14 protein-coding genes are annotated in these 13,499 nt (G+C 72.9%); 12 read left to right on the top strand and 2 right to left on the bottom strand.

What is annotated here, in order from left to right; genetic code table 11:
• Positions 1 to 10 precede the first annotated feature (10 nt).
• The 10 genes from J0910_RS30290 to J0910_RS30335 all read left to right on the top strand — a co-directional run bounded on the left by J0910_RS30290 (position 11) and on the right by J0910_RS30335 (position 10,306).
• Positions 11 to 667, top strand: coding sequence for a flavoprotein (locus tag J0910_RS30290; protein ID WP_420162188.1), 657 nt, complete (start codon positions 11 to 13; stop codon positions 665 to 667).
• Positions 657 to 2,774, top strand: coding sequence for a class V lanthionine synthetase subunit LxmK (gene lxmK, locus J0910_RS30295; RefSeq protein WP_420162189.1), 2,118 nt, complete (start codon positions 657 to 659; stop codon positions 2,772 to 2,774). The genes J0910_RS30290 and lxmK overlap by 11 nt, the downstream gene beginning before the upstream one ends.
• Positions 2,771 to 3,778 (top strand): T3SS effector HopA1 family protein, encoded by a 1,008-nt coding sequence (locus tag J0910_RS30300; protein ID WP_420162190.1) that lies wholly within the window; start codon positions 2,771 to 2,773, stop codon positions 3,776 to 3,778. The genes lxmK and J0910_RS30300 overlap by 4 nt, the downstream gene beginning before the upstream one ends.
• A complete protein-coding gene (locus tag J0910_RS30305; protein WP_420162191.1) occupies positions 3,775 to 4,563 on the top strand; it encodes a class I SAM-dependent methyltransferase in 789 nt (262 codons plus the stop codon). The genes J0910_RS30300 and J0910_RS30305 overlap by 4 nt, the downstream gene beginning before the upstream one ends.
• Positions 4,556 to 5,557: an LLM class flavin-dependent oxidoreductase gene (locus J0910_RS30310; protein ID WP_420162192.1), complete on the top strand. Its 1,002-nt coding sequence runs from the start codon at positions 4,556 to 4,558 to the stop codon at positions 5,555 to 5,557. The genes J0910_RS30305 and J0910_RS30310 overlap by 8 nt, the downstream gene beginning before the upstream one ends.
• Positions 5,554 to 6,816, top strand: a complete 1,263-nt coding sequence (locus J0910_RS30315; protein ID WP_420162193.1) for a M16 family metallopeptidase — start codon at positions 5,554 to 5,556, stop codon at positions 6,814 to 6,816. Before J0910_RS30310 ends, J0910_RS30315 begins: the two co-directional genes overlap by 4 nt.
• 5 nt (positions 6,817 to 6,821) lie before the next feature.
• Positions 6,822 to 8,039, top strand: coding sequence for a M16 family metallopeptidase (locus tag J0910_RS30320; protein ID WP_420162194.1), 1,218 nt, complete (start codon positions 6,822 to 6,824; stop codon positions 8,037 to 8,039).
• Positions 8,040 to 8,458: 419 nt separating this feature from the next.
• Positions 8,459 to 9,481 (top strand): hypothetical protein, encoded by a 1,023-nt coding sequence (locus tag J0910_RS30325; protein ID WP_420162195.1) that lies wholly within the window; start codon positions 8,459 to 8,461, stop codon positions 9,479 to 9,481.
• 265 nt (positions 9,482 to 9,746) lie between these two features.
• The gene (locus J0910_RS30330) at positions 9,747 to 10,070 is read left to right on the top strand and encodes a hypothetical protein (protein WP_420162196.1); all 324 of its coding nucleotides are present in this window, start codon (positions 9,747 to 9,749) and stop codon (positions 10,068 to 10,070) included.
• Positions 10,071 to 10,099: 29 nt separating this feature from the next.
• A complete protein-coding gene (locus J0910_RS30335; protein ID WP_420162197.1) occupies positions 10,100 to 10,306 on the top strand; it encodes a hypothetical protein in 207 nt (68 codons plus the stop codon).
• A gap of 384 nt (positions 10,307 to 10,690) precedes the next feature.
• Here J0910_RS30335 and J0910_RS30340 read toward each other — a convergent pair whose 3' ends face one another.
• Positions 10,691 to 11,113, bottom strand: coding sequence for a hypothetical protein (locus J0910_RS30340; protein ID WP_420162198.1), 423 nt, complete (start codon positions 11,111 to 11,113; stop codon positions 10,691 to 10,693).
• A gap of 101 nt (positions 11,114 to 11,214) precedes the next feature.
• On the opposite strand from J0910_RS30340, the gene J0910_RS30345 reads away from it, so the two are divergent.
• Together J0910_RS30345 and J0910_RS30350 are read left to right on the top strand one after the other, a co-directional pair.
• Positions 11,215 to 11,436 carry a hypothetical protein gene (locus J0910_RS30345; protein WP_420162199.1) on the top strand — a complete coding sequence of 74 codons (222 nt, stop codon included), beginning with the start codon at positions 11,215 to 11,217 and terminating at the stop codon, positions 11,434 to 11,436.
• 57 nt (positions 11,437 to 11,493) lie between these two features.
• Positions 11,494 to 11,793, top strand: a complete 300-nt coding sequence (locus tag J0910_RS30350; RefSeq protein ID WP_420162200.1) for a hypothetical protein — start codon at positions 11,494 to 11,496, stop codon at positions 11,791 to 11,793.
• An 815-nt stretch (positions 11,794 to 12,608) separates the two neighbouring features.
• On the opposite strand, the gene J0910_RS30355 is transcribed toward J0910_RS30350, so the two are convergent.
• On the bottom strand, positions 12,609 to 12,941 hold the full coding sequence (locus J0910_RS30355) for a histone-like nucleoid-structuring protein Lsr2 (protein WP_420162201.1): 333 nt from the start codon (positions 12,939 to 12,941) through the stop codon (positions 12,609 to 12,611).
• Positions 12,942 to 13,499 lie beyond the last annotated feature (558 nt).

A 13,499-nucleotide genomic window follows, 5' to 3' on the forward strand; every position in this document is an offset into this window, starting at 1 on the left:
CCCCACCACGATGGCGTCGGACAACGCCAGACCCCCCTCACCCGGCCCCCAGCCCTACGGCGCCCGCAACACCCTCCTGATAGGCACCGGGGCACTGAGCGTCTCCCTCTTGCCCTTCTGGCTGAACTGGATCCGCGAGCTCCACCCCGAGACCACCGTGCGCACGGTGCTCACACGAGGTGCCCGGAGGTTCGTCAGCCCCGAGGCGCTCGCCGCGCTGAACCCCGGCGGCGTCCTCCTGGACGAGTGGGGCGGGCCCCGAGGGGAGAGCCGGAAACAGGCACCGCACGTCGCCTGGTCGGAGTGGGCGGATGCAGTACTGGTCTACCCGGCCACGGCGCACTTCCTCGCACGCCATGCCCTCGGACTGCCTGAGACCCCCTCACTGCTCACCCTGCAGTGCTTCTCGGGTCCGATCGGATTGGCGCCCTCCCTACCGCCGGGTTCCCTGGACTCCCCGGCGGTCCAGGAGCACCTGCGCGCACTGGCCCGGCTCCGCAACGTCGTGCTCGCTCCGTGCGAGTCGGCGCGCAGCGCTACCACCGGAAAGGTGGGAAACGGTGCGGCCGCCCCCCTGCCCGAACTGATGTACCTGGTCGAAGGACTCAGGAACAGGATCGGCCTCCGAGGCCGACACGAATCGGGGGAGCCCGCCGATGCGGCCTGACCCCTCTTCCCCGATCGTCGCCGAGTACGGCACAGGCCTGGTCCGGACCCGGATCACCCGGGAGGGCGAAGGGTGCTACCTCTGGTCGAGGACCGCCGGTCGCGAGGACGGCCCCTCCCCGAGCCTGGCTCCGGAACCGCTGCTCGCGCGGCTCCCCCTCCATCTCCCCTCCTCTGCGGCCGAGATCGCCGTCGGCCTGCCCGCCGACGGCGGAGTGCGCTACCGCCTCCGCGGCCACCGGACACTGGCAGAGCTCCTGATCGGCTCCGGTGGAGCGAACGCCTCACCGGGCGCCTGCAGGGCCCTGCGGTCGGTGGGCTCGACCCTGCGCGCCCTGCACTTGGCCGGCCTGCCGGAGGAGGGAGGAAAAGGGCAGGGCGCACACCGCCGCCCGCCGGCGCTGGGCAGGCTGCGGTCATGGCTGCGCCCAGCCCTCCCGCAGGCGAACGCTCCCGGAGAACGCCTCCGCGCGGCAGCCTTCCAGCGGCTCGGAACCGCCCGATGGGAGCGGATGGCCTCGTGGTGCACCGGCATGCTCGGCTTGGACGGGCCGGGAGCCGAAGAGGTTCTCCTCCACGGAGCCCCGTCGATGGGAACGATCGTTCTCCACGGTGGCGGTACCCAGATCCTCAGCGGCGAGGCCCTGGCCGCAGGGGCGGCCGAATACGACGTCGGTTGGATCCTGGGGGAGATCACCGAGATCACAGGCTTCCCAGCGGCGCTCACAGGCGGCCCGGACCGGGAGGACTCTGCGGGGGAGACGCTGGCGGACGCCCTCAGCGACGGCTACGGTGCGCCGCTCGACGGCACACTCCTCGCCCGGATGGCGGCCCTGCGCGTCGCCCTCCACATGCACGACTTCGCCACCGCCGTCGGGTGGGCCGACCAGCTGGAGGAGTACCTGGACCCGCTCGCCGAACTCCTCGACACCGCCCAGGGCGCCGACGGAGTCGCCTCCCCCCGCACCGGCCCGCCGGAAAGGTACCTGGTGGCCCCCGCCCCGCTCACCGGTGCCCCCGACGTCAACCGGGTGCTGGCCGAACTGGGGTTGGGGCGAATGGAGGGCTCCAGCCTGGTGTCCTTCTCCGGGCGCAACGACAACTGGAGGGGGACCACCGACACCGGGGCCGCCGTCTTCGTCAAGCGCATCCTTCCCGAGAGCGGCACGGCCAGCCCCTCCTTCGACCGGTCGGTGGCTTTCGAGCGGCTGGTGCAGGCCGCCCCCGAAAGCGCTCCGCCGGCCCCGCACTGCCTCGGCTGGGACCAGGGCACAGGGCTTATCGTTTGGGAGGGACTGGCCTCGACCGCCTCGGCGGCGGTGCTCGCCGACGAGGACCGCTTCACCGAAGCACACGCCCGACGCGCGGGCAGGATCCTCGGGACGCTGCACAGTATGCGGTCCCTCCCCGAAGCCGCCGTCGACACCTCCCCGCCGGCCATGCCGCCGATGGAATGGGCCGAGGCCCTGCCCCTGGAGCTGTACCTGTCCAGCAGCATGGCGGAGCTGGAGGCCTGGAACCTGATCCAGCAGGACCGGGAACTGGTCTCGGCTCTGCGGCGGCTGCGCTCCTGGGAGGCCGAGGCCCCCCGGACCCCCGCCCACTGCGACTTCCGGCTCGACCAGCTGATCCTGGAAGGATCCCGGATGCTGCTGAGCGACTGGGAGGAGTTCCGGATCGCCGACCCGGCCCGGGACGTGGGAGCCTTCGCCGGCGAATGGCTCTACCGCGCCGCCACCGGAGGCCCCCGGGGCCACCATGGCGGGGGACTCCCCGGACCGGACCCCGACGGCGACCCCCACACCGGGATCATCTCGCGCACCCGGGCGAAGTTCATCGCAGACCGGCCCCTCGTCGAAGCGCTATGGCAGGGTTACCGCAGCGCCCGCGACCCCGATCCGGGCTTCGCCGAGCGCGCGGCGGCCTGGGCCGGCTGGTACCTGTTCGAACGGCTCATCGCCACGGCCAGGGAGAGGCCCCGGCTCTTCGCCGGAGTCAAGGCCGCAGCGGGTATAGGGCGCCGGGCCCTTCTGACGCCCGCCGACGCCGCCCCGCTGCTGGGACTGGCAGCCCGGCCTGCACCGACCGCACAGGAGGCGCACCGATGAGGGACCCCGCGACCGCACGGCTGCACCCCCGCATCACCGCCCTGCTGCGGCGAGTGGAGATAGGGCTTCCTGAACTGAGGGCGCGGGTCGACGGCGAGGAGGTGAGCGCGGAGAGCGCCGCAGAACTCCGCGGCCGGCTGGCGGCCAGGCTCTACTCCACCCTCCACAGCGGCGAACCGCCCTCCGCGGACGGCCCGCGGCCGCGCACACTGCGCGACACCCGGATGGAGCGGCCGCTGCGGGAGGCGGTCCCCCACCGCTCGGCGTCCTCCCCGGCCCGCATCGCCGCACCGGTCCGGGACGGGGACGGGCACGCTGTCGTCCTCCTCTCCGATGTCCGCGTCCGCATCCCCCGCACAGCGGTCGCCCGACCGGGGGAGCTTCACCCCGGGATGAGCGTGGACGTCGCACTCCCGGCGTCCCGAGCCCTGCTGTCCCCGGGCTTCTTCCTGGCCGACGGATCGCGCGGAGCGGCCCTCGGCGCCAGCGAGGTGGCGCGGCTCTTCGTCCACATCACCTCCCCGGGCGCCGCGCCGACCATCTGGCGCTCGGTCCTGGAGGCCCTGGAAGAGCGGGCCCTGCACTACCGGGCCAAGGTCCTCTCCGCCCGCGACGCCTTCCCCCGGCGCGACGCACTGGTCGTCTACACCGCGGAAGCCGACGCCTCCGCGCTGGACGCGGTGGCCGCTCAGATCACCGGCATGCCCGGCATCGGGTCGGAGACCTCCCCCTTCGCCCGCCCCCTGGCCCCCGGCATCGCGCGGGCCAGCGAGCCCGCCGACGGGCGCCCCGGCCACCGAGGGCTCAGCTTCGGCCAGCACCGCTCCCGCGCCTTGGCAGAAGGGCTCATCACCCACGCCTCGGCCCCGGAGCGGCGTACCCGGGAAGCGGCCGTCGCCGAAGCGTTCACCGCGGCGGGCATCGACCCCACCGACCCCTCCCGCAACCTCACCGCCCCTACCACCCCGCAAACGCACCCCGACACCGGGAAGGAACCGCAATGAGCCTTGACACGGGAAACGGCACCGACGAGGGCCTCGCCGACGACCTGGAGCTCAGCGGCCACTACGGCGACGGCCTCGCAGAGGTCTACGACCGGCTCTACCCCGTGACCGAAGGCGTCGAGGAATGCGCCGGCTTCGTCGCCGGCCTGTGCCCGCCGGGCGGCTCGGTGCTCGAGCTCGGCGTGGGCACCGGCAGGATCGCTCTCCGACTCGCCGAACGGGGCCTGCGCGTGCACGGAGTCGACGCCTCGCAAGGCATGCTGGCCCGGCTCGCCGAGAACGACCCTGAAGGCACCGTCACCGCCACCCGGGCCACGTTCACCTCGATGCGCCTGGGGGAGAGGTTCGACACCGCGCTGGCCGCCTATAACGCCCTGTGCTGCGTGCTCTCCCAAGAGGACCAGATCAGGGCCATCGCCAACATGCGAGACCACGTGCGCCCGGGCGGGCACCTCGTATTCGAGACGTTCGACCCGGCGCACGAATCGGGGAACGGGATCACCATGCACCCCCTGGGCCCGGGCGGCGTCATGTTCGAGTCCGTCCAGGCCATGCCGGGCGCTCAGATGACCTTCATGACCAGCGCCCTCTTCCGGGAGGGAGCGCCCGAGGTGACGGTGGGCTTCATGCGACCCGTCCACCCCTCCGAACTCGACCTGATGGCCCGCATCTGCGGACTCCTGCCGACGGGCCGCTACAACGGATGGTCGGGCCGGGACTTCACCGGCGGTGGCGACATGTGCGTTTCGGTGTACCGCAGGCCTGAGGAGGACGCCGGTGAGTGAATCTCCGGTCTTCTCCATCGGTTCCCCGCTCCAACCGCGCCTACCCGGTGACGTTGTCCCCTACGGGCGCCTGGTCCAGCGCTCCGGCGCCCACAGGATGTGGTTCGGCCAGAGCCGGCTCATCGAGACCCAGCAGATCATCTCCTTCATGGCGGGAATGGGGATCCGCATCCCCTACGGGTCAGGGGTCTCCCTGACCGCCCTGCGCCACCCCTACGACGCCGCCGTGGCCGCCAACTCGATCGCCACCTTGACGGGGCACCCCTACACCGCCGGTTACGGTGCGGCCCATCCCGGCTTCGTCCGCGGGCTGCGCGGCCGCCCCTACGACAGCCCCAGGAAGGCCGCCGCCGAATACGCAGATCTCATGCGCCGCCTGCTATCGGGCGAAGAGGTCGCCTTCGAAGGCGAGTACTTCTTCCACCAGGGCCTGGAGCCGCTCGAGGGGGGAGGAGACGTCGAGGTCGGGCTCGGCGTTCTGCGCCCCCGGATGGCGGCCGCCGCTGGCCGTATCGCCGATGTGGCGATCACTTGGCTGACACCGCCGGCCTACCTCCGCTCCGTCATCGCCCCCGAGCTGAGGAAAGGTGCCGTCGGCCGCGAATCCGCGCCACGGATCGCCACCATGGTGCAGATCGCCGTGCGCCGTCCCGGACGCGACCCGGTCGAACTGGCCGACCTGTGCGCAGGGCTGCACCTCAGGGCACCGCACTACCGCGCGATGCTGGCGGAGGCAGGGATCGGCCTGGGAGACGGCAGCAGGGACAGCGCCGCGGCCCTGGTCGACAGCGGGGTCTTCCTCTACGGTTCACCGGAGGAGATCGCATCCGGGCTGCGCGAGTACCACGCGGCGGGGGTCCAAGAGGTCGTCCTGAAGGCGACCGGGCCGCACATGGGCGAAGGGTTGCGTCCCGCGATCGACGACCTGATCGCCGTTCTCACCTGCCTCCGCCTCATGGACGACGCGGACTCTGGGAAGGCAGGGAAGGCATGACCGCGCCGGGCCCCTTGACCTCGGTCGTCCTCGGCAACGGGCTCCGAGTCCGCCTGCTGCCGACCGGCCACCGCGGTGTCGCCTGCGTCGTCTTGACTATCGCCTCGGGGGCCGGCTCCGACCCCTGGGAGGCGAGCGGGCTCGCCCACATGGTGGAGCACCTCACCTTCCGCAGGGCCCCCGCCCCGGGGGGAGGCGTAGGTGCGATCGAACGGGCGGGAGGCATGTGCAGCGCCACGACCCATCACGAGCACACCGAGTTCGTCAGCGTCCTCCCCGCGGAATCAGTGGACGAGGCGCTCGCTGCGGAGGCGCACCGCCTTCGCCCGCCGGAGACCGGCGCTGAGGCGCTGCGCGGTGAGCGCGGTGTCGTCCTCGCCGAGATCGCCGCCCTCTCCTCCGGGATCGCCGCCTTTCCATGGGACAGGCTGCCACCGCTGCTCCACGGCCCCGGCCCCCACACCCGGCTGCCCCACGGAGAGCGCGATGCCGTCGCCCGCCTCACCGGCGACACCGCCGCGGAGTTCCACTCCGCGCACTATGTCCCCTCCAACACGGTGGTGACCGTGGCCGGGGACATCTGCCCGCAACGCACACTGGAGAGCGTCGGGCGCCACTTCGAGTCCTTCCCTCCCGGAGGCGGTCCGGCGGTGCCCGACCCCCCGGCCCGGCCCCTGGACCCGGGCGCCCACCGCGCCGAGGAGCGCGGCGGCCCCCCAGGGATCGTCCTCGCCGCCATCGGCTACCCCGCGGCGGCCCTTCGCCCGGACCGCCCCGGCTCGCTCGGCGGCCTCGTGGTCGCAGAGCTGCTCGCGGCCCGGTTTCGCGGCCATGTCAGCCGAAGGGCCGACCTGCTGTCGGCCCGCGTCGACCATGGCCGCCCCGGGCAGCGCTTCACCTCGGCCGCGGCCAGCACCCTGGCCGTCCGCATCGCCCATCCGGACACCACAGACACCGGTCGGCTGGTCGCCGAAGTCGACGGCGAACTCGAGCAGATCTCCTCGGGGCGCTTCTCCGAACAGGAAATGCGGCGCGCCGTCGCCGCACTCACCCTGGAACAGCTGCGCCTCCTGGACGATCTGGCTTCTGTGGCCGCGGGCATCGGCCGGTCCGAGGCCGTGCTCGGCGACCCGGCCCCCCACCTCGAACTGTCCAAGGAGCTGGAGGAACTGCGCTTCGATCAGGTCTGCGCGGCCGCAGGGCGGTCGCGCGAGGGCGGCCGCGCCGTCGTCCGCGTCCTTCCCCGGGAGGAGCCGTGAGCCCGTTGGCCCGACTTCAGGACTTCCTGCACGAGCAGACCACCCCGGAGGGGGCGAGGATCATCGTCTTGCGCCGCCCCGGTTCGGGCGTGGTCGACGTCCGCCTCGCGCTGCCTTTCGCCCGCGTGGTCCCAGGCCTCAGCGCGCCGATGGAGCTCCTCGCCGCCTGCCTGGTCGATGACTGCAGGACCCGCCAGGACATGGCCGAGCACGCCGGGTCGGTGCGGGCGGCCCTGGGCCCAGAGGAACTGGTGGTCTCGGCCGGCGCGCTCGCCTCCGGGACAGAGCCGCTGATCGCGGCCGTCACCGAGGCGGCCACAGCGGCCCGCTACACCCTCCCTGCCGTGGACCGCGCCCGGAGAAGGCTCGCCTCCCGCCCCCGGACCGGACTCGGGCGCCGAACGGAACTGCTGCTGGAGGGCTGGCCAGGGGCGGCGGCCTTCGCTCCCGCACCGGCGGACGCTCTCGCGGAGACGGGCCCCGGGGACCTGGAAAAGACCCACCTGCGCCTCATCGCCCCCGCGGGTGCGGTCCTCGTCATCGTGGGCGACGTCATTGCGGAGCAGGCGATGGAGGCGGCGTGCGGAAGGCTGTCGGGATGGCGGGGGGCGCCTCCCTGCCTCGACCTTCCCGAGCGGGAACTCGCCGGGGCGGAGCAGGTCGCGTTCCTGCCCGAGCCCGGGGAGGCACCGACCGAGATGGTCCTGCACGGCCCGGCCCCGAAACTGGGGGCCCCCGGCCACGCCGCTTTCCACCTGGCCAACCTCCTCGTGGCCGGCTTCTTCTCCGGACGGCTCGTCCAGAGGCTGCGCCACCGCGCAGAGATCGCCTACCAGGTGGACTCCTCTATACGACGCTTCCGGCGCACCGCCTGGACGGAGATCTCGGCCAGGGCCGTTGCCGGAACGCGCCCCGATGCGCTCCTCCAACAGACCTCTGCGGCCCTTGACGAGCTCGCGGAGAGCGGGCCGGCCCCAGGCGAGCTGGAAGCGGCGAGGCGGTTCTCCCTGGGAACGCTCAGGACCGCCTGCACTTCCGGGGGCGCCCTGGCCGACGCCATGACCGGGTACGCGTTGAGCGGCGAGCACCCGCTGTGGATGCTGAGCCGCGAGGAGAGCCTGGCGGCCGCGGGAGCCGGCGAAGTGACCGATGAGATCCGTGCCCGGCTCACCCCCCGGTCCCTGAGCGGGGTCGTGTCCTTCGGGACGCTGAGGGGCTCGTGAGGCCGCCGCGCTGAAGCAGAGCCCGCCGCCCCTGTTCCGCACCTCCCGCCGGTCCGGGACGACGCCCGGTCGGCGAAACCGCCGAACCATCCCGCTCGCAGTAGGCCCGCTGGTCGACGCCCTCCTCGGCGCCGGCGCGCTGGCCTGGCTGGCGTCCCGCACCGCCTCCGGGCTCCCCTGCGAGGCCTGGCGGTATGTGGCCGAATCACTCGAGGCCGGGCGTTCGCGCTACCGGATCCTGTTCGAGCTGCGCCGCCGGAGGGCATCCCGCCTGCTCACGGAGGCAGGCCGACCTGTGCGGAGCGGGCGGGGCCGGCAGGGCGCCGGGGCCGCGCCGCAGGCTGCCGCCGCCGGAGTGCGCACCCGGTAGGAGGATGGGGGCCGGCACGACACCTCCGACACGGACAAGGGGACCCCTCATGGTGAAAGTCGCCATCCAGCCGTCCTTCGGCAACGCCGCGGCCAGGCAGCACTGGAAGGACACCCTCGATGAGGAGGTCGACTTCACCTCCGGCCACCGCCGCCAGGCCCTGACCGCCCAGGAGTACGCCCTGCTGGAGCAGGCCCACCCCCAGGGGCGGGCCAGGTTCTGGGGCGCCACCAAGGCCCAGGACAAGAACATGCAGCGCCTGGGCCCCGGCGACGTGGTCCTGTTCACCGGCAAGAAGCAGGTCCGCGGCGTGGGCGAGATCGGAGTGCGCTTCCGCAGCGCGGCCTTCGCCGAGACCCTGTGGGACCCCGACCCCAAGAACGGCGCCTGGCTCAACGTCTACTCCCTGTCTTCCTTCACCCCCTTGGCGATCCCCTACGAAGAGGTCTGGGCGCTGCCGGGGTTCAACCACGGGGACAACTTCATGGGGCTGCGCGTCCTGGACGAAGAACGGGCCCGCACCGTCCTGGACGGACTGGGCATCACCCCCGAGGGCCACCTGCGCTCCCTCATCGACCAAGAGGCGCATGTGGAGGAAGAGCTCCTGGCGTCCCTGGCGGGAAGCCAGGCGGTCCCCCTGGAAGCGGTCCACACCCCGGCGACCTCCTATGAGCGCGCCGCGGGCGGGATCACCGTGCGGCGCACTGAGGCGCTGCTGGTCCAGGAGTTCGCCTCCACCCTGGAAGGCGTGGAGGTCCAGCGGCTGCGCACCCCGGCGGGAGTCACCGACGTCTACCTCAGCGGTCCGCAGGGCGGCGAGCTGATCGAGGCCAAGAGCGGAAGCACCCGCAGCTATGTGCGCCAGGCCCTGGCCCAGCTTCTGGACTACGCGGCCCACACCGACCGGCCCGTCGACCGGGTCTGGGGGCTGTTCCCCCGCGAGCCTGCGGCCGACCTGGTGAAGCTGCTGCACCGCTACGGGATCGGCTGCATCTACCGGACCGCCCCCAAGCAGTTCGTGCGCCTGGCGCCGCCGGAGGACAGCCAGGAGCTCATCGTGCAGTTCTGGTGAGCCCGGACCGCCTGCCCCGGAGCCGCTACGCCCGCAATGAGGGCGCGTCGGCTCCAGAGTTGTGAGGTGTTGAACGGTCGCGCCGCTGCCGCGCAGAGGCAACCGCAGGATCCACCACCCGCACGCAGGCGGACCGGCCGCCCCTGGGAGCGGTGGAGAGCCCGCTCCCAGCCTCTAGGAGGTCGGGGGTCGCCACGGCGGATCGGCCCCGTTCGCCGGCCTCGCGGGTGATCTCGGGAGTCCGGTACCGGCTAGGAGGACGAGCATGGCCATTCCCCGACGCGACGAGACCGCCGCCTCCGGCCAGGAGGGGGTGGAGGTGGTGCTGGTGGGCGGCCCGCCCGACTGGCACGGCACCCGGATGCGCGTGCCGGATGCGGGACGGGGCGTGATGCTCGCCTCCGCCTATGCCCCGTCCCGCATCGCCGGGCTGGGCCCGCCCCCGCGGGCGGTCTATGATCCCGATCCCGCCCCCCTCTTCTCACTGGTCGCGGTGTGGTGGTTCCGCGGCTGGTCCCCGGCCTCCGCCCAGCCGGCGGAGCGGGACCGGCTTCCCTGCCTGGCTGAGCGAGAAGAGGTCACCCCCTAAGCGAGGCGGACGACATGCTCACCGGGTGGATGACCCGGAACGGTACCGAGTGGCTGATCTCCCGCCATCTCGTGCACCGGGTCTATGAGGGGGAGGGAGAGGCCGGCGGCACGGTGGAGGTGTGGCGGGTGCGCGCCCACCTCGCGGCCGGTGAGGGCTCAGGGGAGGAGTCGCTGTGGGAGCTGGTGCGCGACCCTGTGGTGGGGATGGTCCCGGTCCGGGCCGAACCCGGGTGAGCGGGCGGGCATACCGCTGCGGAGATCGGCCCGTCCAGGCCGGGATGCGGGGGCGCGCACCTGGAGGAGCGGGGCTATGGTCAGGCTCCCTGGACTTCACCGACGACCAGGTGCGCACACTCGCTGAGCAGTCCATCGCCAGGCCGAACAGGCCACCGAGGCCATCACAGTGCTCGGCGAACGCATCTCCGCCGGCGGCCGCGAACGTGAAGCCTGCGAGCGGCTGATGGGAGGGTTCGGCCCGCGAGGGCATGTCGGTGGTGATGAACTCCCGCGCCGTGGCCGGCCCCGGTCAGCCCGCCGACAGCACCGGGTCGGCCGGCGGAGGGTACGGGGATGGGGCTGCCTGCCCCGGGCGCCCTCGGAGAGCGGCCGTATCGGCGGCTACCCCTCCCCATCACGACCGGGACCGTCTGGAGTCGGGCGGGCCCGATCGCGGGGCCGGGTGAGGAACACCAGTCCCATGGCCGGCGGCATCGACAGCGCCAGCGGCGCCACGGCGTCCAGCAGCCGCTCCTGCCGGTTCTCGGTGCACTGTTCCGGCTCTTCCTCGGCCTCGACGAGGTCGGAGTAGGAGGGGGACTCGGGCGGGGAGAGGGCAGGGGGGCGGCTGCACAGCCTCCAGGACCCGTCCCAGTCCTCGACCACGGGGACGAACAGCAGTGCGGCGGCCCACCCCCAGGACGCGAGCGCGGCCAGACCGCAGATCCAGGCCAGCATCGGCCGCAGCTCGGCGAGCGCGCGCTCGCGCGCCCGCCGGGCCTCGGCGTCCTGGTGGATACGGCGCAGGTGCTCCTCAGAGGACACCGGCACCTCCCCGGCGATGGCGCGCGGTCCCGCCGCAGCGGTGGGCGTCTTCACGGGGCGCCAGCGGGCCTTGCCCGGCGCGGGGGAGGAGGGCGGGGGCGTTGGTGCTCATGGTCGCCGACCATAGCGCGGAGCAGGACACGGCGCCGCCCGGCGAAGGGCTCCCCCCATGGCCAGCAGCCCTCTGTCCCCGTGACGCCCTCCTCGCCGGCGCCGGCCTCTTCACCGGGCACTCTGATACCGACCGGCTGCTGCTGGCCTGGGCCGCCTCGATGAAAACGGACAACACCCGCAAGGCCTACCGGAACGACGTGCTGAAATGACGGGACTACCTCGCCCGCGTCTACGACCTGGACCTGCTGCAGGCACGGCAGGCGCACGTGGACACCTGGCGCCACGCGCTCGGCGAGCGGCCCTCGACCGTCGCTCGGCGGCTGGCCGCGGTGGTCCGCTTCTACCGCTATGGGCCGAAGCAGGCCTCCCAGCTCGGCATCGACCTGGAGCGGTGGGGGCTGGACCACAACCCGGCCTCCGACGTCGAGCGCCCCCGGGGGGGGATTCCGCTGCGTTGGTCAGGCAGGGAGACCTCCTGCGCAGGCGCCGGCGGCACCGAGGCCGCAGCGAAGCCGGAGGCCGTGCGAAAGCGCCTCAGCGGGAAACCCGGGGCCGGGCGAGGATAGCCCCGGCCGGTGTGTCCCTTCCGGGACGGCGGTTCATCCCCTTTGGCGGGGAGGGGAAGCCGAGGGCCTGGGCCTGCACGCGGTCGAGGCCGGCCTCGACCATCTGCGCGATCACCGCCGAGTGCTCTTCGGCGGTGAGCCCGACCGGCCCGGGGGCGCCGCAGAGGAGGGCCTGGCCGCGGGTGCGCACGGCCCCGTCGGGGGTGGGAAGGCGCAGTCCGCGACGGCGCTGGCGCCCCTGTCGTTGATCTTCTCGATGCGTTCGTCCGCCGATTCCAGGACCTCGCCCTGCTCCTCGGCGGGCAGGGCCCGTAGACCGTGGTCCGTCGGTGTCGGGGGTGTGTGGCCCATTGCGGTCGGCTGCATGGCGTCTGTGGGAGTCGGAGCGGTCACCGACCTGCCGTATGCCGGATGCAGTGGGCCCGGCCGTCCGGAGCCAGGTGCTGCGAGGCCTTCGGCCGGCCCGGCCCTGCCGGAGAAACGGCTCCCGGACGGCCGCGGCGACCAGGGCGCACGGGGCCCGCCGGCGGGTCCCGTGCCATTGCGGCGCATGCCCGCAGAAGACGGTGCGCCCACAGAAGGCCCCGCAGCGCCGAGGGGCTCTAACGCGCACACCGGGGGAAGACCAGAACACCCCGCATGCCCGCCTCTGTTCTTCGCGGGGTCCGGTTCCTCTGCAGAACGCCCCCGCGGCCCCGAATCCGAGGGCGAAAGAGCCGTTGAGGCGATCCAGTCCGGGGCGGAGGAGCGGAGGCTTTCCCAAAAAACGCGGAAAGCCCCGCCGCAGGGCGGGGCCGAGGTGATTGCGCACCGGGCTACTCGGAGGCCGCCTCGTACTCGGCCACGATGGCGGCCGGAATGCGGCCGCGCTCGTTCACCTGCTTGCCCTGGGCCTTGGCCCAGGCGCGGATCTCCGCGCTGCGCTCGCGGCTGGGGGCGCTGCGCTGCTGGCGGCGCCCGCGGGCGGCCTTACCCGGAGCCTTGCGCGCGGCCTGGACGAACGGTGCCAGGGCGTCGCGCAGCTGGGAGGCGTTGCCCGCGCTGAGGTCGATTTCATAAGTGGTGCCGTCTACGCCGAACGAAACGGTCTCGTCGGCCTCGCCGCCGTCGAGATCGTCGACGAGAAGCACATGAACCTTCTGAGCCATACCGGCCTCCTTGAAGAAAGTGTTTTGGGGCAGCGTACTACGCGCAACGGCATCGATCGGATATTCAAAGCGGCGCACACAGGGAAAATTCTGTAGTCAGATCAATGCGGTCGGCGACGGCAGGGGATCGCCTTACCGAAAACACCCGCCGGACGCCGGTTCCGTCACTTCTTCAGCAGAGGGCGATTGCCTCCTCGGCCCCCTCTCCGTCGCTGAGTTCCCCGGTGGGGCATGGCGAGCTTCACTCCGGAGGAGGTTCGCCCTTTGCCGCCCCGGCGCGCCTTCGAGCGCGGCCGGAAGCCCGGGAAGCTCCGGAGCAGCGGCGACGACCGCGCAGTTTCGCTGCGCTGCTCCAGCCGAGCGCGTAAGCCCGCGCCGGATTCTTCGCCGCTCTCCTCTGCGGTCGCTACGGAGCCGGGGGCGGGCGGCATCGGCGATCGATCACGTCCTTCTTCCCGGGCCGAACCGGGCGGCGAACCGGGACGCCCGCCCAACGGCCAGGCCGTAGAGCGTGGCCCGTCCGCGGCTACCCTGCAATGGCGCACGGCAGATGCCGGC

Source organism: Nocardiopsis oceanisediminis, from assembly GCF_048595525.1.
Lineage (GTDB): Bacteria > Actinomycetota > Actinomycetes > Streptosporangiales > Streptosporangiaceae > Nocardiopsis_A > Nocardiopsis_A oceanisediminis.